This is a genomic window from Massilia sp. CFBP9026, assembly GCF_034045165.1.
Classification (GTDB): domain Bacteria; phylum Pseudomonadota; class Gammaproteobacteria; order Burkholderiales; family Burkholderiaceae_D; genus Telluria; species Telluria arenae.
The window spans coordinates 726,635-749,686 of record NZ_JAXCWH010000001.1 but is presented as its reverse complement, the minus strand read 5'-3'; the positions used below and the strand labels follow the sequence as shown (position 1 = coordinate 749,686).

The following is a 23,052-nucleotide window of genomic DNA, read 5'->3' as shown; positions in this document are numbered from 1 at the left end:
AAACAGCGAGCGGCAATGGCTTGCGCCGAGCGGCCCCGGATTTCGCAAGCCATTGATTTAAAAGGAATTGCGAACAAGGATGACGCCGCAGGGCTTACACTTCTTTACATAGGACTGCGCACGTCCCCCTCTTCTTCGCGCTCGCCGAAGTCGGCCAGCAAGCCATCGCGCAGCGCCACGAATTCGGCGTCACGGCGCTGGCGTGGATGCGCCAGCCGCACGTCCTGGATGCGGCGCACCCGACCCGGGCGCGCCTCGAGCACCACCACACGGTCGGCAAGGTACACCGCCTCTTCGATATCGTGGGTCACCATCAGCATCGTGATGCCCTCCTCCTGCCACAGGCGGCGCAGCTCCTTCTGCATGTGCAGGCGCGTGAGGGCGTCGAGCGCGCCGAGGGGCTCGTCGAGCAGCAGCACGTCGGGCCGCCCGACCAGGGCGCGGGCGATCGCGGCGCGCTGCGACATGCCGCCCGAGAGCTGGTGCGGATAAGCCCCGGCAAAACCGTCCAGGCCCACGCGCGCGATCTCGGCCGCCACCCGGCTGCGGCGCTCGGCGGCGGGAACGTCGGTATTGGTAAAGGCCATCGCCACGTTCTGCTCCACCGTCAGCCATGGGAACAGGCGGTGATCCTGGAAGATCAGCCCGCGTTCCAGGGTCGGCCCCTCGATCGGCACGTCGTCGTGGAGCAGCGCGCCCTGGTAGTCGGGATCGAGCCCGGCCAGCAGGCGCAGCAGGGTCGACTTGCCGCAGCCGGAGCCACCGACGATGGCGACAAATTCACCCGGTTCGACCGTCAGCGAGATATCGTCGAGCACCAGAAGCGATTCGCCCTTTAATGGGAACGACTTGCTGACGTGTTCGATGCGCAGGCCGGCGCCGCGCCGCGGCCCTTGCGCCAGCGGATTGTGGATGGCAAGTGGAGTCGCAAGCGTCATGGTCTTTCTCCTTGTTTCAATTGATAGAACAGCCAGGCCGCAATCCACGGCAGCGTCCACAGCAGGAATACATTGCGCAGGCCGACCAGGTCGCCCAGGCGCCCGGCGGCCAGCGCACCGAGCGTGCCGGCGGCCATGCCGAACAGGGTCAGATGGGCCGATACCCGCGCCTTGTCCACCGGCGCATGCGCGATGCGGCTGGTGTTCACAAGCGCATTCACGCCCAGCCCGAGCCCGAGCAGGACCGATGCGATCAGGTAGCTCGGCGTCGTCGGATACAGTCCAAGCAACAGCAAGGCCGCCATGATGGCCAGGTGCGCGGCGCCATAGATGCGGTCGCGGTGACGGCTGCCCAGCACCGCATTGCCCATGCCAAGCAGCACCGCGACGAAGCTGATGCCCTGCACCGCCATCAGCCAGACTGCATGGTCTTGCGGCCAGTGCAGCAGCTGGATCGCCAGCAGGATCGAGAACACGCCCACGCTGGAAGCGGTAAAGCTGGCCAGCACCTCGAACAGATAGGTGGTGCGCACGACCGGCAGGCGCAGGAGCTCGCGCCAGTCCGACGCCTCTGCACCCTTGCCCTGGGCGCGATGGCCGGTATGGTCCGGCAGCACCTGCCAGCCGAGCAGCGCCAGGATGGCGAACATCGCCGCCGACACATAGAAGCCGCCCGTCAGCCCGAGGTGGGCGATGACGTAATTGCCTGTCAGCGGACCGGCGAACTGGATGCCGAGCATGAGGGTTCCCTTGTACCAACCGGCCTTGCCCTGCCCCAGTTCCGGCAGGCGCACCAGGAACACGGTGCTCATCGCCACGATGCGCAGCGCGATGCACAGGCCGACCAGGAACATCAGCACGGCCACCCACTGCCAGCCGGGCAGCCAGGGCAGGATGCAGAACAGGCCGGACAGGGTCAGGCTGATGGCGGCGTACAGGAATTTCGGATTGCCGCGTGCGAGGATGCGCCCGGCCGGCAAGGTGCCGATCGCCATGGCGGCAGTCTCGGCGCTGCTGATCAGGGCCAGCTGGAAGTTGGTGACGCCCAGGTGCAGGCCGAACATCGTGGCCAGCACCTTGTTCATCCCGATCGTCATCCCGGACAGCATCGTCAGGCCGATGAAACCGACCAGGAAGCGCCGCAACTCCTGCGGCGCGAACAGCGGCGCGCTGGCGGGATTGGCGCCGCTCGTCAAGTCGCTCATCAGGCTGACCTTCCCCGCGCCAGCAAGCGCGCTGCTCGCGTGAACAGCAGGTTCAGCACCAGTGCCAGCAGCGAGATCACCAGCACCGACAGCAGCACCACGTCCATGCGGCCGGTCTGCTCGCTGGCGAGCAGCAGCGAGCCGATACCGGGCGCCGCGGCGAACAGCAGCTCGCCGCCCAGGCAGGCCAGCCAGGCGAACACCTGGGCGTGCGTCACGCCGGTGATGATGGCCGGCAGCGCGGCCGGCAGCAGCACGCGCCGGAAGGTCTGGGCGCGGGTGAGCGTCAGCATGGCGCCGACCTCGCGGTAGCGCACGTCCACCTGGCGCATACCCTCGAAGGTATTGAGCACCGTCGGATAGAAGGCCGCGATCCCGATGATCAGCAGCTTGGCGAATTCGCCGCTGCCCGCCCACAGGGCGATCAGCGGCACGAGGCCCAGCAGCGGCACCTGGCGGATGGTGTGGTACAGCGGCCCAATCAGGCGCTCGGCGACGCGCGACTGCGCCATCAGGGTGCCGGTCGCGATGCCGAGCAGCGCGCCGCACACCAGCCCCGTCAGGGCGCGTTCCAGGCTGGCCGCCACGTGCAGCGCCAGCGTGCCGTCGGCCAGCAGCTCCTGCAAGCCCGTCCACAGCTGTTCGAGCGGCACGAACACATAGGCGGCGCTGGCGCCGCGGCCGGATGCCCACTGCCAGGCCAGCAGCAGGATGGCCGGCAGCACCATGGGACGCAGCGCGGCGCGGGCGGCTTGCCAAATCGGTTTCATCGTCACTTTCCCTTCAACGGCGCTGCCAACGCATCAGCCAAGCCTCGAGCAGGCGGAAGCCCCGGTCCAGCACCAGCCCGACCAGGCCGGTCAACACGACGCCGACCATCACCACATCGAGCCGGAACATCTGGCGCGCCATCTCCATCATCTGCCCCAGGCCATTCTCGGCTGCCAGCAGCTCGGCGCCGACCAGCACCATCCACGAGCGGCCGAGCGCAATGCGCACCCCGGTCAGGGTGGCCGGTACGATGGCCGGCAGCACCACACGGCGGATCACCTGCAACCGCGAAAAACGCAGCATCGCCGCCACCTCGAGGTAGCGCACCGGCAGGCTCTTGACGGCGTCGTGCACCGCCAGCGCCACGATGAAGAAACTGGCCTTGGCGACGATGACGACCTTGAAGGTCTCGCCGATGCCGAACACCAGGATGAAGAGCGGGATCAGGGCCACCGACGGAATCTGGCGCAGCACCTGGAAGGTCGGCGCCGTATACGCATCCAGCCGCGACGACAAGCCGACGGCCAGGCCGAAGACCACGCCCAGCACGCTACCAAAGCCGAAGCCAGACAGCAGCCGGGAGAGGCTGATCCCCACGTGCTCTCCCAGTTCTCCGCTCTCGGCCAGCTCCCAGCCGCTCACCAGCACCTGCCAGGGAGGGACGAGAATCTGCTCCGGCGCCAGCGCCAGTTCGGTGGTCGCCACCCATAGCGCCAGCACCAGCAGCGGCGAGGTCCAGCCCGACCAGCGCCAGTCGAGCCAGCGCTCGACCAGGGAGCGCGCGCGACGTGGCCGCGCGACCCTGGCCGGCGTCGGGGTCTCCGGCCGTCCGGGTTGCACCACCTTGCGCGCATGCTCGGCCAGGCCCAGGCCGCGTGCGCCGGCCGACAGCACACCTGGATTCATCGGCTCGCCCACAGGTTCTGCAGCTTGAGCTCGGCCAGCGCCTGCTCGACGAATTGCGGCGCATACAGATTGGTGGTGTCCAGCGGCCGTCCGATCAGGCGCGCCTGCTGGGCATAGGCGGCGCCGGCGGCGTAGTGCGCGCGCAACTCGGGCGTGAACAGCGGCGCCCAGCGCGTGTTCCAGTCGGTATTGTCGCCTTCCCACTCGCGCTCGATCAGGCTGCGCGCATGGCCGGCCGCGACCTCGTGGCGGATGTAGTTCTCGCGACCGTTCTCCCCAATCACGCTCTGGTGCGCCTTGACGTAGGCGGTGGCCACCAGTTGCGCGAGCCGCGGATGCTTCTGCAGGAAGGCGCTGTCGCCCCACAGCTCGGCGCGCATCTTCCAGTCCTGGGGCGCCTGCTTGCTGGACCAGATGATCTTGCCGACCTTTTTATCTTCCAGCAGGAAGGCGTCGCTCAGCGTGAAGAAGGCGTCGGCGCTGCCGCTCGCCACCGCCGAGGCGCCGGCCTGTGGATTCAGGTTCAGGATGCGCACGTCCTTCTGCGTCATGCCGTTGGCTGCCAGCAGGCGCGAGAACGGGAATTCCCACGGCCGGCCGCGGTGCAGCGCTATCTTCTTGCCCTTCAAATCCTTGATCGAGCGCGCGCTGGAGTCGGCCGGCACCACCAGGTAGGTGTTGTTCATGCTGCCGCCAGGGACCACGAGCTGGGTGCGCAGGCCCGAGGCGTTGGCGATGATCGACGGCAGGTCGCCATACTGGGCGAAGTCGATCGACTTGTTGGCGAAGGCTTCATTGACCTGGACCGCCACCGAGTTGGTGGTCACCGGCACCCACTGCAGCTTGACGCCCAGCTTGCCCAATTCGGCCGCCAGCCAGCCCTGCTCCTGCACCAGCGCCGAGGAACCGGCGAACAGGGTCTTTCCGGATGTCCCGGTGCGCGAAACGGCGGCGATCCGCAAGGCCGCGGGCAAGGGTTCGGCGGCGCGGGCCTGGGTGGCGGACAACAGTACCGGCATCAGCGCGGCCGACAGTCCGACCAGGCGGCGCCGCTGCGAGAATGGTGGAACACGCATGGTCGGCTCCTTACAGGTCGGTCGCGGGCAGCAGCGACAGCGAACGCGCCTGGTCGATCAGCTTGCTCATCTTCCACTGCTGCAGCAGGACGCCGGGGCCGAAGTCGCGCGAGCCGCCCACCGCCTCGGCCGCGATCTGGATCTTGGCGCCTTCTTCCAGCAGCAGGATGAACTCGGCCGTCTTGAGCAGCCCTCCCTTGCCCCATACGGTGGAGCCGCCATTGGCTTCCAGGATTGCCGTCGCATATGGGTTCTTCGCGATCTCGTCGAGGATGAAGTCGACCTCTGGCTGGCGGCGATCGATGTAGATCGGGATCTCGCGGATCAGCTGGAAGCGCTGCACTGGCACGTAACGGATCGGCAGGGTGCGGTGGGTCTGGGCCCAGGCGCCGAGCGCCGGCGAATGCACGTGCGAGATGGTGGTCACGTCCGGGTGGGTATTGAACAGCTTCAGGTAGCGCCCCGCCCCGCCGCCGCCCTTGTTGTCGCCGACGTAGATCGTGCCGTCCAGCCCCGCGACGGTAGCCACCAGGGGCTCGCCCTTGCGGAACGGGCCTGGGTCATTGACGATGACCACCAGCTCTTCGCCCGGCACCCGCTCGACGAAGCCGACGGTACCGAAGGCCGTCAGGCTGCCGGTCTCGCGCAGGGCGGAAAACGCCAGCTGGGCGTCCTTGCGGGTTTGTTCGACGAAGGCGAGGACCTTCTCGCTCAGGCGGGTGGTGGTGTCGGGTTTGACTGCTTCGAGGATGTCGCTCATGGTTGTTCTCCGGTGTCTGGTGGGTCGATATTCAAAGGTTTGCAAGACGTATGCCAGCTCCTGGGAGTGGCAACTGTTGGCTGCGCAGCAGCGGCGGCCAGCGGCACTGCTGCTGCGCCAGCAACGGTGTCTCGATCAGAAGTGATAGGTGTACGATCCACCAACGCGCCGGCCCGGCGCCCAGTAGACGACGTCGCCATTGGTGGTACCCGGCACGAAGGCCGTCAGCGAGTGGTTTTTATAGACCTTGTCGGTGATGTTGTCGGCGTAGACGCGGAACTCGTGCTGGCCGCCCGGCGCGGTATAGATGGCGCGCGCATTGGTCAGCGTGTAGCCGCTCTGGTTCAGCAGGTAGCGCGAGTCGAGCTGCGGATCGACGAAGTAGAACTGCTTGCCGGTGTAATGGCTGTCGACGCCGAACACAACGCGCCCGCCATTGGCCAGCGGGACCTTGTAGTCGGCCGCCAGCAGCGCCGTCACGTGCGGCGAGCGCACGAATTCGTTGCCGTTGCGGCTGCCGCCGCCGTTCTGGATCTCGAAGCGGTCGAACTGGGTGCGCAGCAGGCCGACGCTGGCCTGCAGGTGCAGCGCTTCGGTGGGACGGGCCTCGAGTTCGAATTCGGCGCCAACCACGTGGGCGCGGTCGACGTTCTGCAGGTAGTTGACGGTCTGGGTCGGGTCGCCGTTGTAGATGCCGGTGATATTGACTTGCACCTTCTGGTAATCGTAGTAGAACAGGTTGGCGTTCAGGTTCAGGCGCCGGCCCAGCCATTCGGATTTCAAGCCGACCTCGTACGAATCGAGTTCTTCCGGCTCCACCGTGTTCAGCGCACGCACGTCGGCGGCGCTGGTGTTGTAGCCGCCCGACTTGATGCCGTGCGCGTACTTGAAATAGACGCGCTTGTTCTCGTCGATCTTGTACTGCGGCGTGAAGTCGTAGGTCCAGGCGCGCCAGGTGGTCGACGGGTTCGACGTGAAGTTGTTGCGGGCCACCGCCGGCGCCCCGAAATTGCCGCCGACGAGGGTGTTCCACCAGTTGTCGGCGTTGCCGAAGCTGATGGTATTCGAGGCGGCCTGGATGCGGCGCAGGTCGAGGTCTTTCGTTTCGGTGGTCCAGCGCAGGCCGATGGTGGCCAGCAGGCGCTCGGTGAAGTCGACGGTGGCGCTGCCGAAGGCAGCGAAGCTGCGCGTCTTGTGTTCGTAGACGGTGTTATTGAAGCCCACCGGCTGGGTGCTGGGCAGGAACGCGCCCGCGATCGGTTCCGGCAGGCGCGCCACCGAGGAATCCGAATCGATCGTCTCCCTGAAATAATGCAGGCCGCCGACCCAGTTGATGCGGTCGCCCTTGGGCGAGGCCAGCCGCAACTCCTGCGAAAACTGGCGGCTGCGCGCCTCGGTACGGCCCCGGCTGATTTCCAGCGGAGAGTTGTCCGAATCGGTCAAGCTGTCCGATTCGAAGTCCTCATACCCCGTGATCGACGTCAGCGCATAGTCGCCGAACGCATGCTCGAGCGTCAGGTTGGCGCCCTTCTGTTCGATGTTCTGGATCGATGGCGCATTGCTGCTGACGTCCTCGGGGTCGCGCGACGGGACGTAGCCGTTGCGGTACACGCCATTGGGCGCGTAGCTGGCCACCGTGGTGGTCGCGCCGTCGACCCGGTAGTCGCGGTAGTGCACCGACAGATTGGCGGTGAAGTCGCGATTGATCTTTGCGCGCAGCTGGGCGCGCAAGGCGTTGTCCTTCAGCTCACCATCCTTCGTGCCCTTGAAGACGTTGTTGAAGTTGCCCTCGTGCTGCTCCTCCGAATGGAAGGAGATGCGGCCGGTGAGCACGTCGTCCTTGATGCTGCCGCCGATCGCGCCCTGCAGCAGCACCGTGTCATGGCTGCTGTAGTCGGCCTTGAAATAGCCGTCGGTCTGGGCGCTGGGCTTGCGCGACACCACGTTGATGGCGCCGCCCGTGGTGTTCTTGCCCCACAGGGTGCCTTGCGGGCCGCGCAGCACTTCCACGCGTTCGAGGTCGAACAGCGGGAAGCCGGTGGCGCTCGAGTTGCTGATATAGACGTCGTCGCGGTAGAAGCCGACCGGGTTCGGGAAGTCGATCTGCTGCTGGCCGGCGCCGACACCGCGGATCCACCAGCGCGGACGGCTGTGCTGCTGGGTGCCGGCCGAGGCATTGGGTACATAGTTCAGGATCTCGCTGGCCGAACGGCCCACGCCTTCGGACAGCAGTTCGTTCCCGCCCAATACCGTGATCGCGCTCGGCACATCCTGGGCGCGGCCCTCGCGTTTTTGCGCGGTCACGGTCACGGTCTGCAGGGTCACTGGCGCCAGCGCCGGCTCAGGCGCGGCTTCCACCGGGGCTTCGACAGCATCTGGGGCGTCTTCTGGCGCGGCATGCGCCACGCCGGCGAACGCGCAGCCGCCGAGCGTCACAGCGAAGGCGGCGCGCATGGCGCGTACGAGCAGGGTTGGATTCAGATTGGTGGTGTGCCCCGGGGTGGCAGGAGAGTTCGAACTGCGCATATGCATCCTTTATTGGAAAAAGTCGTTGGACGCTGATCTATTCGCAAGCACCGTGCCCGCTGAAAATCGCCGGTTTGCGGCATTTTTATGTTGATTAGCTAGCAGTTCGCGCGCGAGTGTTGGGATTGGTGCAGTGCAGCGCGAAACGGTGCCGCGCAAGGAGCAAAAGAAAAGGCCGGGTAGCCCCGGCCTTCTTGCCTGTCATACGAACGGGTTCTATCCGACCGCGCGCAGCAGTTGCTGGCCGGCGCGCCCGCGCACCAGCGGCAGCACTTCCTCGCCCACCCGGTAGGCCTCTTCCAGGTGCGGCGTGCTGGCCAGGATGAAGGCGTCGGCGCCCAGCTGCACCAGGTCGTCCAGCCGCTGCGCCACCTGCTCGTAGCTGCCGACGATGCCCTGGGTCTGGCCGCCGCGCAGCAGATTGAAGCCCGACCAGATATTCGGCTCGACGATCAGGTCCTTGTAGCTGTTGACCGTGGTCGGCCGGTTGCCGCGCTGGCGCGCCGCGCCCACTGAATCGCTGCCGTCCACGCCGAGGAAGGCATCCAGCGTGGCCTTGTCGGTATTGGCGAAGCCCTTCGCCACCTCGGCCCAGGCTTCTTCCTCCGTGGCGCGCGCCACGATGTCGACCCGCACCGCGCACTTGATCTTGCGTCCCAGCTTGTCGGTCTTTTCCTTGACCTTGGCGAATTTCTCGCGCAGTTGCTCGAAGGGCTCGAGCCAGGTCAGGTAGTAGTCGGCATGCTTCGAGGCCGAGGCCAACGCCGCGTCGGACGAGCCTGAGAAGTAAATCTCGGGGAATTCCTGGCTGGACAGCGGATGCGCCAGGCCCGCATCCTCCACCTGGTAGAACTTGCCCTGGTAAGAGAACGAGCCGCCGCGCCAGACGCCGCGCACGATGTCGAGGAATTCGGTGGTGCGGGTATAGCGGTCGTCATGGCCGGCCGAATCGCCCCACCACAGCTGCGCCGGCCCGCCGCCGCCGGTGATCACGTTGTACAGCGCCCGCCCGCCGGTGGCGCGCTGCAGGCTGGCCGTCATGCGCGCCGCCACCACCGGGTTCAGAAAGCCCGGCTGGAACGGGATCATGAAGCGGAAGGTCGAGGTCTCGCGCGCCAGCAGGCTCGAGATCACCCACGGCTCGTCCGTCATCGGGAACGACGGTATCAGGCCGCCCTGGAAGCCGGAGATCTCGGCCGCATGGGCGATCTCGGCGATGTAGTCGATGTAGCTGAAACCGCCGCTGCCGCCGCCGACGCTGGGGTTGCGCAGGTTGTCGTTGCCGGGGAACCAGTCACCGCGATGCGGCGCGCGGCTGCGGTGCGAGCTCGGCTCGCCATGGGTGGGAATACGCCAGAAGATATCGATGGTCATGATGGATGTCCTTGAATGCGGAAAGGGTCAGGCGGCCTGGCGGTCTTGGTTCAAGCGGGCGCGCAGGCGCGGCAGCACGTGCTCCCCGAAGCGCCATGCTTCTTCGAGGGACGGCGTGGCGCCCAGCACGAAGCTGGTGACGCCGGCCTCGGCATACTCGGCCAGGCGCTGCTCGACCTCGTCGTAGCTGCCGACCAGGGTGCCGCGCTCGAAGCCGGCACGCTCTTGCCCGCTCTGCGCCAGGTAGAGCGCGGCCTCGCGCTCCGCTTCCGCGGCGTCCTCGCGCGCCAGCACGTCGATGCGCAGTCCGATCGCGAGCGACCTCCCCTGGGCGAGTTCACGCAGGCGCGCGATAGGCGCACGCAGCTCCTCGACCGGGGCGGCGGCGAACACGTGGACGTCGGCCTGGCGCGCCGACAGCGCAAGCGCCTCTTCCGATGTGCCTCCCAGGTACACCGGCGGCAAGGGGTTGCCGCCCAGCGGGCCACGGAAGCCACCGCCCTGCACTTCGAAGAAGCGGCCCTTGAAGTCGTAGGGGGCGCTCGTCTGCACGCCCCGTGCGACGGTCACGAATTCGTCGATCCGCGCCAGCACATCCTGCTGCGGCACATTGTCGGCATGGCGCCGCCGCGTCGCCTCGTCCGCGCCCGCAACGATCTGCCAGCCGAAGCGGCCGTTGGTCGCGCGCTGGAAGCTGACCGCGTTCTTGGCGGCATAGACCGCTGAACCCCAACCCGCATCGAAGCCGGCGATCAGCCGCACATGCCGCGTGCCGCGCGCCAGGTAGCCGGCCACGATCCAGGATTCGTCGCCTTCCAGGTCATGCGGGACCAGCACGCCATCGAAGCCGGTGATGTCGGCAGCGCGCGCGACCTGGTGCAGGTAGTCGAAGTAATTGAAGCGGTCGCCGCGCGGATCGCTCACGCCTTCCGTGAACGGAATGTGGCCCGGCGCGGCGCGCTCTCCGCGGCGGCTGCGCTGCGCTTGCGAGTAGCGGCCGTCGCCGCTGGTGGGCAGTTGCCAGATGAATTCGGTGGTCATACGGGATCCTCGTGAAGTGGTAAGCTCCAGTCGAGCAGGATGCATGCCATGCGGCCGATGGCCAGGCTGCTGCGCACGCAGCACCTGGCGCGCGCGCACTGTCCACAAAACGACAGCCTGCTGCATCCCGCGCAGCGGCCAGCGCCGGCCGCGGCTGGAGCGCTTCTTGCGTGCGGGTGACAGTCCCTTCATCCAACTCCTGGAGTACCGATCTTGTCCTCACCACTGAACGACGCCGCCCTCGACCAGCTGTTTCGCAGCGCCCGCACCTACAGCCGCTTCCTGCCGCGCGCGATCGAGCGCGAGACCATCGCGGCCCTGTACGACTTGCTGAAATGGGGCCCGACCGCCTTCAACGCCCAGCCGGCGCGCTACATTGTCCTGCAGTCGCCAGAGGCGAAGGAACGCCTCGCGCCAGGCCTCTCGTCCGGCAACCGCGACAAGACCCTGGCGGCGCCGGCGGTCGTGATCGTGGCCCAGGACCTGCGCTTTCACGAGCACCTGCCCGAGCAATTCCCTGTCTACGACGCCAAGGCGCTGTTCGACGCCAACCCGGCCCTGCTCGAGTCGACGGCACAACGCAATGCCGCGCTGCAGGGCGCCTATCTGATCCTGGCCGCGCGGGCCCTGGGCCTGGACACCGGTCCGATGTCGGGCTTCGATGCCGATGCCGTCAACCGCGAGTTCTTTGCGGACGGACGATACCGCGCCAACCTCCTCGTCAACCTTGGCTACGGCGACCCGGAATCGCTGCGCCCGCGCGGCCCGCGCCTCGAATTCGCGCAGGCCGTTACCGTGCTCTAGGCCGCCCGCAGGCGGCGCGCCAGCGCGGCGTCGAACGGCCGCGCATCGATCCAGCTGCGCACGTCGACCGCCGCCGGCAGGAATTCCCAGCGCAGCAAGAAGTCCGCGAAATCCTGCAGTCCGGCGATGTTCGCTTCCGACAGCGAGGTGTCCAGCCGCTGATGCGCATCCTGCCCGTAGGCCGCGGTCACCCAGTACTCGCTGGTATTCGATTCGCGCGCCAGGAAGCGGCGCGTATCGTCCGGGTGGACGCGCGCCCACTCCTGGGCGCGCAGCACCTGGTCGACGATGTCCACCGCCACGTCGAAGTGCTGCTCGACCAGGTGACTATCGACCGTCAGCGCGCGCGGCGTGCCGTTATTCGAGCGCACCAGCGGCTCGGGGTGCACGCCGGTATCGATCACCGTGTGCAGGCCAAACAGCTGCGCCAGCTGGGCCGCGATCGCGCCCTTCAGGAAGATCGCATCGACCTCGCCGCGCAGCAGGCCCACCAGCTCGGCCGCCTGGCCGCCGCTACTGCGCCGGCCGCCGAAAACATTGGTGCCGGCCACGCGCTCGGCCGGCGCGTCGCTCTGGCCCTGCTCGATCACGAAATCGACCAGCTCCACGTCGCTGACCTCGAGCCCGTCCAGGCGCAGTGCGTTCTCCAGGCCACGGATGGCTTGCGCGCGGGCGAAATCGATCTGGGCGTTGGTCCACCTGGGCAGGCCGAAGCGGCGGCCCTTGAGGTCGCGCGGGGTGCGGATGCCGCTGGTCGGCAGGGTCAGGATGCGCTGGGTCTCGTCGGCCCACGACAGGCCGATCAGCCGCGTGGCGCTGCCCGCCGCGCGCGCCCACAGCGCCGGGATGTTGCCGCCGTGGCGCACGGAGTTCTGCAGGGTATGGTCGAAATGCGATTCGCGCACGGCGCGCTGGTCCGACTCGCGCAGCGATTTGACGGCGGTGCCGCGCGCGGCCAGCGTCTCTTCGAGCCAGCCCTGCTGAACGGCGATGCCGAGCGCGGTCGGCACCGGGCAGCGGGTGTACCACAGGGTGTCGAGCGGGTGTGATGGTTCGGTACTCATGGATTCTCCTCGATGATGGACTTGGACGACGTCGGTATCTCAACCGCAAGACACGTGCCATCCTCGCGCAGCGGGCAGCTACTGGCTCCGGAGCAGCGATTGCTGACACCGCAGCAGCGGTGCGCACACGCTGCCGCAAATCCAGCAGATCCTCCGTGGCCAGCACCGGCACGCTTCCTGCATCCCTGACAGGCACCGGGCCGTTCGGCCTGCCCACCGAAGGAGCTGAGCGCATGAGCATTGATACGATCTGGTTTACCCGATGTCCCGTCCCCACCGCCACCGGCCTGGCCTACAAGCTGGGATGGCTGGACGAGGAATTCGCCGCCGACGGCATCGCCATCAAGACCTTGCAGGAAACCGGCGGCGAGCTGGCGCGCCACCATTACGACCACGGCCTGACTACATTGATCCGCGAAGGCGGCAACCTGCTTGCCCTGCCGGCGCGGGCACAAGGCGCCGACACCCGCCTGGTTGGCCTGACCTGGATCGACGAGTGGCAAACGATCCTGGTGCGGCCCGGTTCCGGCATCCGCAGCCCGCGCGACCTGCAGGGCAAGCGGCTGGCGCTGCCCGTGTTTCGCCGCGATGACCTCGAATGGAACCGGCGCGGACGGAGCATCGCACGCGGCATGAGCCTGGCCGGCTACCACGGGGCACTGGCCAGCGTCGGCCTGGGCCTGGCCGACGTGATCCTGGAAGAAGTGGGCAGTCCCGAAGCGACGCCGCCGGGCGCCGCTCCCGGCGCCAGCCTGTGGCAAGGCATCGCCGCCCTGGTGCGCGGCGACGTCGATGCGGTCTATGTCAAAGGCGCGGCGGCGGTGGAGGCGGCGCGCGCGGCCGGCGTCGAAGTCGGCATCGACCTCGACGCCCTGCCCCAGCGCCGTCACCGCGTCAACAACGGCACGCCACGGCCGATCACCGTCCACCGCGAATTCCTGGAGCGCCATTTCGACCTGTTGACCCGCTTCCTGGCCCAGACGCTGCGCGCCGCCGACTGGGCAGCCCGGCACCGCGACGAGGTGCGGGCCATCCTGCAGCTCGAGACCCAGGCCGGCGACGACGCCGTGGCCGCCGCCTACCGCGACGGCTTTCATACGGCGCTGGCGCCCGACCTGTCCGAAGAACGCCTGGCCCTGTTCGAACAGCAGAAGAATTTCCAGCTGGTCCACGGCTTCCTCGACCGCGACGTCGACGTGCGCGCCTGGGCCGACGCGCGGCCGCTGGCGGCGGCGCGCGCGCAGCTGGAGAGCCGGGAGCAGTTGGCGGCTTGAGAAATGCGGCCGGCGTCAGGCCAGGACGCCGGCCTTCTTCAGATAGGTGCGCAGCACGTTGCGGCTGATGTTCAGGTAGCGCGCCGTGCGCAGCTGGTTGCGCTCGCTGCTCTCCCAGGCGGCCACCACCAACTGCAGCTGCAGGGCCTCGAAGGTGATCTGCTCGCCCGAGTCGAGCAGCGCCTGCCAGGCGGCCTGGAAGCGGTCGGATTCGCAGGCGACGGGGGCAGACGGCTCGGGTTCGGGCGGTGGAGCTGATACAGGCGCGGCCGGCGCAAAGTACACCGGTGGAGCCGGCGCGATCACATGCGCCTGCATCAACGGCGACAAGCTCAAGTCTGCTGGAGTGACCCGGCCGTTGCGGCACACCAGCAACGCACGGTGGACCACGTTCTCCAGTTCGCGGATATTGCCGGGCCACGGATACTGGCGCAGCGCCAATTCGGCTTCTGGCGACAGGCTCACCTCGCCCAGGTGCAGGCGCTCGGCATAGACCTGGACGAAGTGGCGCGTGAGCGGCATCACGTCCCCGGGCCGCTCGCGCAGCGGCAGCAGCGGCAGCGCGATCACCTGCAAACGGTAGTACAGGTCTTCGCGGAAGCGCCCGGCGCGCACCGCCTCGGCCAGGTCGACATTAGTGGCGGCGATCAGGCGCACGTCGATCGGCACCGTCTGGCGCGAGCCCAGGCGCACCACTTCGCGCTCCTGCAGTACGCGCAGCAGCTTGACCTGCATCGGCATTGGCAAATCCCCGATCTCGTCGAGGAACAGCGTGCCGCCATTGGCGGTCTCGAACCAGCCGGCCTTGCCCTGCACGGCGCCGGTGTAGGCCCCCTTTTCGTAGCCGAACAACTCGCTCTCGATCAGGGTCTCGGAAAACGCGCCGCAGTTGATCGCCACGAATTTGCCGCCGCTACGGCGGCTCAGCGCGTGCACGTGGCGCGCGATCAGCTCCTTGCCGGTGCCGGTTTCGCCGGTGACGAGGATGGTCGCCTCGCTGGGCGCCACGCGCTCGATCATCTCTTGCAGCGCGCGGGAGCGCGGGTCGGCGAACACGAAGGCGGTGGCCCGCACCAGGAGGCTGGTCTTGGGCGCGTCGGTGAACGCCACCAGCGGTTCGGCGTCCGGGCCGCCGCGCGCGAGCTGGGCGTTGCGCGCGAATTCGGGTGGTAGGTAGGGGGCGGTCAGGTTCATGTCCTGACTATAGTCGCGCACCGCCGCGCTGCGAACGAATTGTCCGACGCAAGCTTATCCGGATTACGCATATCCAAGGCGGCCATACCCAAAACTGCGCGCCAGCCAGCAAACGCTGCGCAGAAATCAGCAATCGACAGGCGATTTGCGCTGGCCCGGCGCTTGCTCTGACTGTGGATACGACAACCTGGAAACAACACATGACATCACCACTGCATTCCCCGATCCAGCTCTGGTATAGCCACCGGGGCGGCGCCACCGCCACCGGCCTCGCCGTCGCCAAGGGCTGGCTGCACGCCGAGTTCGACGGCGGCGCCACCTCGCTGCGCTCGCTGGAAGACGCGGCCAGCCGCGACATCCGCCTGTCCTATTACCACCACGGCCAGACGGGCCTGTTCCGCGAAGGCGGCAATGTGCCGGCGCTGTGGGCCCGCTCCGAGGGCCAGGGCGCGGTGGTGGTGGGCATCACCTGGGTCGACGAATACCAGGCCATCCTGGTGCGGGAGGGCGGCGGCATCCAGACCCTGGCCGACCTGAAAACGAAGCGTCTCGGACTGCCGCTGCGCCGGCGCGCCCTGATCGACATCCACCGCGCCAGCGCCCAGCGCGGCTTCGTTACCGCGTTGAACGTTGCCGGGCTCGATCCGCGCCGCGCACGCTGGACCCATATCGAGTCGCCCGATTTCGAATTCCCTCAACGCGATCCCGGGCGCGACATCGAACTCGATGCGCTGAAGTCGGGCTATGTGGATGCGGTTTTCCTGCGCGGCGCTCAGGGCCACGCCGCGGCGCGCGATCCGTCCTTGCGCGTGATCGCCGACCTGAACCGGCTGGAAGATCCGCTGCAGCGGGTGAACAACGGCACGCCACGGCCGATCACGGTCGACGGCGATTTCCTGGCGCGCCATCCCGGCATCGTGCGCCGCTACCTGGACGTGCTGCTGCGCGCGGGGGCCTGGGCGCGCGAGCATCCGGACGAGGTGGGGCAGCTGGCGGCGCTCGAGAATCCCGGCTATACCGCGCTCGACGTGATCGGCGCGCTGGGTCCGGCCCTCCACCGCAGCCTGACGCCGGGACTCGATCCGGTGCGGCTGGCGGGGTTGGCGTCGCAGAAGGAATTCCTGCTTGATTGGGGGTATATACGGCGCGATTTCGATATCGATGACTGGATCGATCCGGCGCCATTATCCGAGGCCCTACAGTTCGCGCGACAACCCGCCCATGCCGCACCGATCTACCCGCCGGTCCAAGGCGCCGTCTACGTCCATTGAATCCGTTAGCCCAAAAACGTCGTCCCCGCGAAGGCGGGGACCCAAGTACTGCCAGCGCTGTCGAAACGCTTAAATACTTGGGTCCCCGCCTGCGCGGGGACGACGTTGATACGAGCTAGAGGTACGCTACCGGATCAGTGCTTGGTATCGCCCTTGTCCGCCGTGTGCAGCTCATGCTCCTTGACCAGCTTGCGCACCTTGGCGACTTCCGCCGCGCCGACTGGCGAAGCCTGGTTGCCCCAGCTGTTACGAACGACAGTCACCAGCTGCGCGGTCTCTTCGTCCGACAACCGCCAGGCGAAGCCCGGCATGCCCAGGTCGGAAGGCGCCGTGTGGGTCGATGGCAGGCGGGCGCCGGCCAGAATCACACGGATCAACGACGTTGCGTCTTCCTGCAGCACGGTCGGATTGCCCGGCAGCGCAGGGAACACGTCGCCGGCCGCCTTGCCGTCCACGCGGTGGCAGGCCGCGCAGTTGTCCAGGTAGAGCTGGACGCCGCGTTCGCTGTCGTTACCCTGCATGATCTTCTGCACGGTGGCGTCGCTGGCGGCGAAGGTGGCCTTCTTGTTGCCGCTCTCCGGCAGGCTCTTGATGTAGAGCGCCATCGCCATCAGGTCGTCGTCGGTCATGTTCTGGGTGCTGTGCTTGACGACGTCCTGCATCGGCTCGCCCAGCACGCCCGAGTGCTTGTTACGGGCGGTCTTGAGCGTGTCGACGATGTCTTGCGCAGTCCAGTTGCCCATGCCGTCGACCTTGTCGCCGCGCAGGTTCACCGCCAGCCAGCCATCGATCAGCGGACCGCCGGCCAGGTATTCCGGACCGGATTCGTCCAGCGCCAGCTCGTTGAGCGTCGCCGCACGCGGGGTGTGGCAGCTGCCGCAATGGCCCAGGCTCTGCACCAGGTAGGCGCCGCGGGCGATGGTCTGGTCGGAATACTTCGACAGGTCCATCGGGCCCTGCACCGGCACGAAGGTCTTGCGCCAGATGCCCAGCGGCCAGCGGGTCGACAGCGGCCAGCTGATCTCGTTGTCGCGGTTGGCCTGCTTGACCGGCTCGACGCCGTGCATGAAATAGGCGTACAGCGCGCGCATATCGTCGTCGCTCATGCGGGCATACGACGGGAACGGCATCGCCGGATACAGCGTGCCGCCGCTCGGCACGATGCCGTGGCGGACCGCGCGATCGAAATCGTCCAGCGAGTAGTTGCCAATGCCGGTTTCCTTGTCCGGCGTGACGTTGGTCGCGTACATATTACCGATCGGCGACTGGATCACGCGGCCGCCGGCGAACTCCTTGCCGCCGGGCGCCGTGTGGCAGGCGATACAGTCGGACGCGGTGGCGACATAGCGGCCCTTTTCGATCAAGCCGGCATCCGGCTTGACGCCGGGCGCCAGGTTGGCCAGTTGCGGACCCGGTTCGATCTTGCGGGTCTCGGTCGGCGCCACGGCATAGCCGTAGGCGCCGGCAAAGACCACCGCGCCGGCGATGGCGAGACCGAGGACGATCTTCTTGACAGGTTTTTGTTTGGTCATGTGTTCGTCCTCTTATGCCTGCACCAGCGGGCCCGGGTTCTTGATGTACTGTTCCCGGATCGCTTTCGCGCACCAGTAGGCCAGCGCGCCGACCATGCCGGTCGGGTTATAGCCGTTGTTCTGCGGGAAGGCGTTGGCGCCCGGCGCGAACACGTTCGGCACGTCCCACGACTGCAGGTACTTGTTCAAGGCCGAGGTCTTCGGATTCGCGCCCATGATGGCGCCGCCGACCGTGTGCGTACTCTGGTACTGGTTGATGTTGTAGTGCGTGCCCGGCTTCTTGGCGTCGCCCTTGGTCGCCAGCGGGTTCAGCACCTTGCACATCTCCTGCGCCTTGTCGACCAGGTAGGCCGACGCCGCGATCTCGTTGTCATGCCAGTCGAAGGTCATGCGCAGCAGCGGACGACCGAAGGCGTCCTTGTAGTTCGGGTCCAGATCCAGGTAGGCGTCGTCGTACGACATGCAGGAACCCTGCACTTCGTAGTAGAACGAGTGACGCATCGCGTCCTTGGCGCCCTTCTTCCAGTCGCTACCCCAGTTCGGCACGCCCGGCGCGGTCGCGATGCCGCGCACCGGACCGCCGCCAGGCTGACGCGCCCAGATGACGCCGCCGCCGACGAAGCCCGACTTGGTCGGATCGTTGCGGTTGCCGTTCAGGTCGTCGAAGGTGGTGCCGCCGCCGCCAACGCCCATGAACTGGTTGGCGTGCACGTTCTTGTCGAAGAACAGCGAGACGCGATTCAGGTTCTGGTACGAGTAGTTCTTGCCGACGGTGCCGGTCTTGGTCACCGGATCGTAGGCCGGGCCGATCTTCGACACCAGCATCAGGTGCACGTTGTACAGCGAGAACGCGCCCAGGATGACGATGTCCGCCGGCTGCTCGCATTCCTGGCCGCCCGCGTCGAGGTAGTTCACGCCGGTGGCCATCTTGCCGTCCGCCGTCAGGTTGACCTTCAGTACCTGGGCCAGCGTGCGCATTTCGAAGTTCTTGCGGCCGCGCAGCACAGGGAAGATGTTGATGTTCGGGCTGGCCTTCGAGTAGTTCAGGCAACCGTAGTCCGAGCAGAAGCCGCAGAAGTTACACGGACCCATCTGGCAACCGTACGGGTTGACATAGCTGGCCGAGGTATTCGAGGCCGGGATCGGGAACGGGTGGTAACCCATTTCACGCGCCGCGGTGTAGAACATTTCGCCGCCCAGGTAATCCGGGTTTGGTCCCAGCGGGTATTCGCGCGAACGCGAACCTTCGAACGGATTGCCACCTGGGACGACCTTGCCGTTGATGACGCCGGCCTTGCCCGAGGTGCCGCACACGTATTCGAAGTGGTCGAAATGTGGCTCCAGCTCTTCGAAGGTGACCGGGAAATCCTGGATCGACATGCCGGCTGGCATGATCTTCTTGCCGTAGCGCTGCTCCATCGTGCTGCGCAGGTTGAAGTCTTCCGGCAACGCGCGGAAGTGCACGCCCGACCAGTGCGAACCCGCACCGCCCACACCGGTGCCCGGCTTGAACGAACCCATGCGGCGCTTCGGCACCGCCACGGTGGACAGGTTATGGCGGATGGTCACGGTTTCTTGCGCCAGCGACTGCAGGTATTTGCGGTGCACCGAGCCTTCGAGTTCGTCGATCACACGCGGATACGCGAAGTCGGTCTGCGTGTCGCGGTCAGGGCCGCGTTCCAGGATGACCACGTTCAGACCGGCGTCGGTCAATTCCTTGGCCATGATGGCGCCGACCCAGCCGGCGCCGACGATGACGACGTCTTTTTTCTCTTTTACGATTGCCATATTCTCTTATCCCCTCCGTCCAGCCAGGTCCACCGGTCCCAGCGGATACGGTTTGTCGCGAATCTTCACCCACTCCAGGTAGTCGCCCCGCATGCCGGGGTAACCGATCATCTTCCAGGCGCCCATGTCCTTGTTGCCGCCGTGGCTAGGATCGGAGAAGTAGCCGGCGCGCGTTTCAGACAGGAAGTCAGCGAAGAAGGTCTTCGACGAAATGTCGGCGAGCTTGATCTTGCCGCCTTCGAGGTCCTTCAGGACCGCTTCCTGCATGCGCACGTCGAGGTCGGCGAACGCCTTGCCTGAATAGGTCTTGACGCAGTGGGCGTCGACGTTGGCGATGCCGACGCGGATGATGTCCTTCAGCGCAAGCTTGCCCTGGTAGCCGAAATCGGACGTCGCTTCCAGGAACGGGCCCTGCATGTACCAGATGCTGCCGGATGCGTACGGCGACTGCATGTGGCGATCGATGAACTCTGGCACGCCCGACTCGACGGCGCCGGGGCCGTGCTCGTCATGCGGAATCAGGCGATCGACCGCGGCGATCACGAATTTCCATTCCTTCGCGTTGAAGAACTTGGGCGTGTAGGGATTCGGCTTGCCTTCCGCGGGGGCGGTGGCGGTGGCATTGGCGTTGGGCAGACCCTGATGGATGGCTGCCGCCGCGCCCGCGCCCATGGGCACGAACACCAGGCTCTTGATGAGGCGCCGCCGCGATGGGGATTGCTGATCGTCGGACATGAAGTCTCTCTCTCAATGTAAGGAATGTATTTTGTATGCAAAATGCAAGATACATAGTACCAACAACCGGGTTGGTATGCCAGTCCCCGCCACCCGCTACGGGTAATTTCTACAGGGAAATTTTTAGGTATCCGACGTTTTGATAGCACCAATGGCCTATAAAGCCACTCACGGCAACTAATTGACGATTACCAATAGTTACACGCGCGACAGCGGCATCAGCTGCTAGAATTGCAGTTTCGAAATTTCAGAAGCTTTAGAATCTTTTGATTCATCTCGCCAGCGGCTTTGGATATCTTGATTCAGCTGGGCTTATCTCCTCTGCCGACCGTGTGCCGTCGCCAGAATGTGCATCTCGTTCACCGGCGAGCGTCGGAAGCAAATCGGGATCGTGTCTGAGAATCGCGATATGACGAACGGGCGCCACGGGCGTCGCATTTGACACTTGGTCAAACTGGATGGCAAGAGACGCCAGGCGTACTCTCGCGTTCGGATTTGTTGCAGAAATGGAACATACTGCAGCCCCGACCTATGCATGGCAGATCATTATTTTCGAGAAGTTAAGTCTGCTTTCAGCGATGCAAATACGGCCGAATGATAGAATTCCTCCAAAACTATGGAAGTGGAGACATTGAATGCAAGACTCGAAAGTTGATCCAGCTTTGGAGCGCGGCGCCGCGGCGCCGGCTCTTCCAAAGCTGGCCCGGCAGCACCTGCACGACACGGTGGTTTCCCACCTGCGCCGGATGATCGTCGAGTCCGTGTTCCCACCCGGAATGAAACTCAACGAGCGCGAACTGTGCGAAACCATGGGCATTTCGCGCACTCCCCTGCGCGAAGCCTTGAAGGCACTCGCCGCCGAGGGCCTGATCGAGATCTCGCCGAATCGCGGCGCCTCGGTCTACAAGATGTCGCAGCAAGAAGTATGGGAAACCTTCGAATTCGTCAGCGGCCTCGAAGCCCTCGCGGGCGAACATGCGTGCGCGCGGATCACGCCCGAGGAAGTGGCCGAGATCCGGGCCCTGCATGATGCCATGCTGACCTGCCGTGAACAGGGCGACCTGCCCGGCTACTACAGCCGCAACCAGGCGATCCACAACAAGATCTCCGAGGCTGCGCGCAATTCCGTCCTCCACCATACTTACCTGAACATGAACCGGCGGCTGCAGTCCTTGCGGCTTAAGTCCAATATCGTCCCCGAAAAATGGGACCAGGCGATCGAGGAGCACCAGCAGATGATGGAGGCGCTCGAGGCGCGCGACGGCAAGCGCCTGGCGGCGATCCTGTCGCTGCACCTGCTGGACAAGCGTAATTCGGTGATGGAGATGGTGACCGACGCCGCGCCGCCGCGCAAGGTATCCTGACCGGCGTCTCGGCTGCCTGCCCGCGCGACGCGAGCCGTCGCATCCACACGGACACTGCAGGTCTTCCCACCGCAGGAATCCCGCCCATGTCCCGCCAGATCCTCAAGGATGCGCGCCATCGCATCATCGGCTATATCGACACCGCGCCCGACGGCCGCCAGACCGGCCGCGATGAGCGCCTGCGCATCGTCGCCCATTACGACCCGCGCTCGAACATCACCCGCGACGAACGGCTGCGGAATGTCGGCTACGGCAACCTCATCGCCTCCCTCATCGGCTGCGGCTGAACAATCAAGGACGAAAGATGTCGCACACCCCCTGGTACCTCCCTCTCGAAAGTTGCCGCACGCTGGACGAGATCGGCCCGCTCTGGCACGGCCTGCTCGACGAGCACCAGTCCGGCCCCACCTGGCCCGAACCACGCTACGCCGACGCCATTCTGCAGTTCGCCGGCATGAGCAGCCTGCCGCCGCAACTCAAGCTGGGCGCCCTGCTGGCCTGGGGTTCGGCCTTCGACGTCGACCTGCGGCTGGTGCTCGGCGCGCTGCTCGAGGCGGTCCTCGAGGCGGACCAGCCCTGGCCTGACGCGGTCGCCGCCTCGGTGTCCGACAACGGCGCCGCCCTGCTGCTGGACACGGCCGATCCCTGGCTCGGCGCCTTCATTGCCGGACGCATGGCCGGCCTGCGCGAAACCTTCGTCCACGATGGCGTGCGTCCCGACGCCTGGCAGGCCGCATTCTGGAAGCGCTTTCTCGAAATCGCCTGCCGCCACGGCGACCTCGAGGCGGTGCGGCGCGCCCTTGAACAGGGCGCCGATCCGCTGGCCGATGGCGGCGCAGCGATCGCCGCCGCCGCGGCCGCAGGCGCCGACACGGTGCTGGCCTGCCTGCTCGACCACGCCGGCGATGCGCGGCGGCCGATGCTGGAGGTCGCCGTCGCGGCTGCCGCCGCTGCGAACGCCACGAGCACCCTGACCTTCCTGCTCACGCAAGGGGTGGACATCGCCAGCGGCGGCAGCGCTGCGCTGGCCGCGGCGGCGCGCCATCTGGCCATCGAGGCCTTCGAATGGCTGCTGGAACACGGCGCAGACGCCCGCGACAAGGATCTGCTGGCGGCTGCCGCATCGACGCTGGACGAGACGTTGGTCGAGCTGGCGCTGGCCGCGGGCGCCGACGTGGACGGCAGCGCGCTGCCCGCCTTCCTCGCGGCGCTCGACAGCACGCCGTGGGAGCTGTATTCGGTGGAGACGGAATTCTTCGACTGGAGGGTAGATGTCATCGCGCTGCTGCTGCGCCATGGCCTGCGGCCAGACGCCGGCGAGCTGGCCGCAGCGCTTCGCGGCGACGAGCGCCGCCGCGAAGTGATCGAGGCGCTGCTGGAGCGCGACGACGCCGGAGAACTGGGCCTGTCCCTGCCGGAATAGGCCTTC

The 23,052-nt window shown here is 66.5% G+C and carries 20 protein-coding genes; 6 read left to right on the top strand and 14 right to left on the bottom strand.

Going from position 1 to position 23,052, the window contains the following annotated elements; genetic code table 11:
- Window positions 1-104: 104 nt before the first annotated feature.
- The 9 genes from SOM28_RS03050 to SOM28_RS03010 form a co-directional block, all read right to left on the bottom strand.
- The gene (locus tag SOM28_RS03050; RefSeq protein ID WP_123068084.1) at window positions 105-938 is read right to left on the bottom strand and encodes an ABC transporter ATP-binding protein; all 834 of its coding nucleotides are present in this window, start codon (window positions 936-938) and stop codon (window positions 105-107) included.
- Window positions 935-2,143: an MFS transporter gene (locus tag SOM28_RS03045; protein ID WP_320467147.1), complete on the bottom strand. Its 1,209-nt coding sequence runs from the start codon at window positions 2,141-2,143 to the stop codon at window positions 935-937. The genes SOM28_RS03050 and SOM28_RS03045 overlap by 4 nt, the downstream gene beginning before the upstream one ends.
- Entirely contained in the window at window positions 2,143-2,913 is a 771-nt protein-coding gene (locus tag SOM28_RS03040) for an ABC transporter permease (protein ID WP_320467146.1), read from the bottom strand. The genes SOM28_RS03045 and SOM28_RS03040 overlap by 1 nt, the downstream gene beginning before the upstream one ends.
- A gap of 13 nt (window positions 2,914-2,926) precedes the next feature.
- On the bottom strand, window positions 2,927-3,820 hold the full coding sequence (locus SOM28_RS03035) for an ABC transporter permease (protein ID WP_320467145.1): 894 nt from the start codon (window positions 3,818-3,820) through the stop codon (window positions 2,927-2,929).
- Window positions 3,817-4,896, bottom strand: coding sequence for an ABC transporter substrate-binding protein (locus SOM28_RS03030; RefSeq protein ID WP_320467144.1), 1,080 nt, complete (start codon window positions 4,894-4,896; stop codon window positions 3,817-3,819). The genes SOM28_RS03035 and SOM28_RS03030 overlap by 4 nt, the downstream gene beginning before the upstream one ends.
- 10 nt (window positions 4,897-4,906) lie before the next feature.
- A complete protein-coding gene (locus tag SOM28_RS03025; protein WP_320467143.1) occupies window positions 4,907-5,656 on the bottom strand; it encodes a class II aldolase/adducin family protein in 750 nt (249 codons plus the stop codon).
- 135 nt (window positions 5,657-5,791) lie between these two features.
- Window positions 5,792-8,182, bottom strand: coding sequence for a TonB-dependent receptor (locus tag SOM28_RS03020; RefSeq protein WP_320467142.1), 2,391 nt, complete (start codon window positions 8,180-8,182; stop codon window positions 5,792-5,794).
- 216 nt (window positions 8,183-8,398) lie between these two features.
- Window positions 8,399-9,556, bottom strand: coding sequence for an LLM class flavin-dependent oxidoreductase (locus SOM28_RS03015; protein ID WP_320467141.1), 1,158 nt, complete (start codon window positions 9,554-9,556; stop codon window positions 8,399-8,401).
- 27 nt (window positions 9,557-9,583) lie between these two features.
- Window positions 9,584-10,597, bottom strand: a complete 1,014-nt coding sequence (locus SOM28_RS03010) for an LLM class flavin-dependent oxidoreductase (protein WP_123068079.1) — start codon at window positions 10,595-10,597, stop codon at window positions 9,584-9,586.
- A gap of 213 nt (window positions 10,598-10,810) precedes the next feature.
- Between SOM28_RS03010 and SOM28_RS03005 the strand changes: the two genes are divergently transcribed.
- A complete protein-coding gene (locus SOM28_RS03005) occupies window positions 10,811-11,401 on the top strand; it encodes a malonic semialdehyde reductase (protein WP_320467140.1) in 591 nt (196 codons plus the stop codon).
- Here SOM28_RS03005 and SOM28_RS03000 read toward each other — a convergent pair.
- A complete protein-coding gene (locus SOM28_RS03000; RefSeq protein ID WP_320467139.1) occupies window positions 11,398-12,465 on the bottom strand; it encodes an ABC transporter substrate-binding protein in 1,068 nt (355 codons plus the stop codon). The genes SOM28_RS03005 and SOM28_RS03000 overlap by 4 nt on opposite strands.
- Window positions 12,466-12,698: 233 nt before the next feature.
- Between SOM28_RS03000 and SOM28_RS02995 the strand changes: the two genes are divergently transcribed.
- Window positions 12,699-13,739 carry an ABC transporter substrate-binding protein gene (locus tag SOM28_RS02995; protein WP_320467138.1) on the top strand — a complete coding sequence of 347 codons (1,041 nt, stop codon included), beginning with the start codon at window positions 12,699-12,701 and terminating at the stop codon, window positions 13,737-13,739.
- A 15-nt stretch (window positions 13,740-13,754) separates the two neighbouring features.
- Here SOM28_RS02995 and SOM28_RS02990 read toward each other — a convergent pair whose 3' ends face one another.
- Window positions 13,755-14,933: a sigma-54 interaction domain-containing protein gene (locus tag SOM28_RS02990; RefSeq protein ID WP_320467137.1), complete on the bottom strand. Its 1,179-nt coding sequence runs from the start codon at window positions 14,931-14,933 to the stop codon at window positions 13,755-13,757.
- Window positions 14,934-15,133: 200 nt separating this feature from the next.
- Between SOM28_RS02990 and SOM28_RS02985 the strand changes: the two genes are divergently transcribed.
- Window positions 15,134-16,204 carry an ABC transporter substrate-binding protein gene (locus SOM28_RS02985; RefSeq protein WP_320467136.1) on the top strand — a complete coding sequence of 357 codons (1,071 nt, stop codon included), beginning with the start codon at window positions 15,134-15,136 and terminating at the stop codon, window positions 16,202-16,204.
- 134 nt (window positions 16,205-16,338) lie between these two features.
- On the opposite strand, the gene SOM28_RS02980 is transcribed toward SOM28_RS02985, so the two are convergent.
- From SOM28_RS02980 to SOM28_RS02970, 3 genes are read right to left on the bottom strand one after another with little or no spacing between them, the layout of a single operon-like run.
- A complete protein-coding gene (locus SOM28_RS02980) occupies window positions 16,339-17,736 on the bottom strand; it encodes a cytochrome c (protein WP_320467135.1) in 1,398 nt (465 codons plus the stop codon).
- Between the two features lie 12 nt (window positions 17,737-17,748).
- Entirely contained in the window at window positions 17,749-19,524 is a 1,776-nt protein-coding gene (locus SOM28_RS02975; RefSeq protein WP_320467134.1) for a GMC family oxidoreductase, read from the bottom strand.
- Window positions 19,525-19,530: 6 nt separating this feature from the next.
- A complete protein-coding gene (locus SOM28_RS02970; RefSeq protein WP_320467133.1) occupies window positions 19,531-20,259 on the bottom strand; it encodes a gluconate 2-dehydrogenase subunit 3 family protein in 729 nt (242 codons plus the stop codon).
- 635 nt (window positions 20,260-20,894) lie between these two features.
- On the opposite strand from SOM28_RS02970, the gene SOM28_RS02965 reads away from it, so the two are divergent.
- From SOM28_RS02965 to SOM28_RS02955, 3 genes are all read left to right on the top strand, one after another.
- Window positions 20,895-21,623 (top strand): GntR family transcriptional regulator, encoded by a 729-nt coding sequence (locus SOM28_RS02965; protein ID WP_320467132.1) that lies wholly within the window; start codon window positions 20,895-20,897, stop codon window positions 21,621-21,623.
- A gap of 86 nt (window positions 21,624-21,709) precedes the next feature.
- Window positions 21,710-21,910 carry a hypothetical protein gene (locus SOM28_RS02960; RefSeq protein ID WP_320467131.1) on the top strand — a complete coding sequence of 67 codons (201 nt, stop codon included), beginning with the start codon at window positions 21,710-21,712 and terminating at the stop codon, window positions 21,908-21,910.
- Between the two features lie 17 nt (window positions 21,911-21,927).
- Entirely contained in the window at window positions 21,928-23,046 is a 1,119-nt protein-coding gene (locus SOM28_RS02955) for an ankyrin repeat domain-containing protein (protein WP_123068068.1), read from the top strand.
- Window positions 23,047-23,052 lie beyond the last annotated feature (6 nt).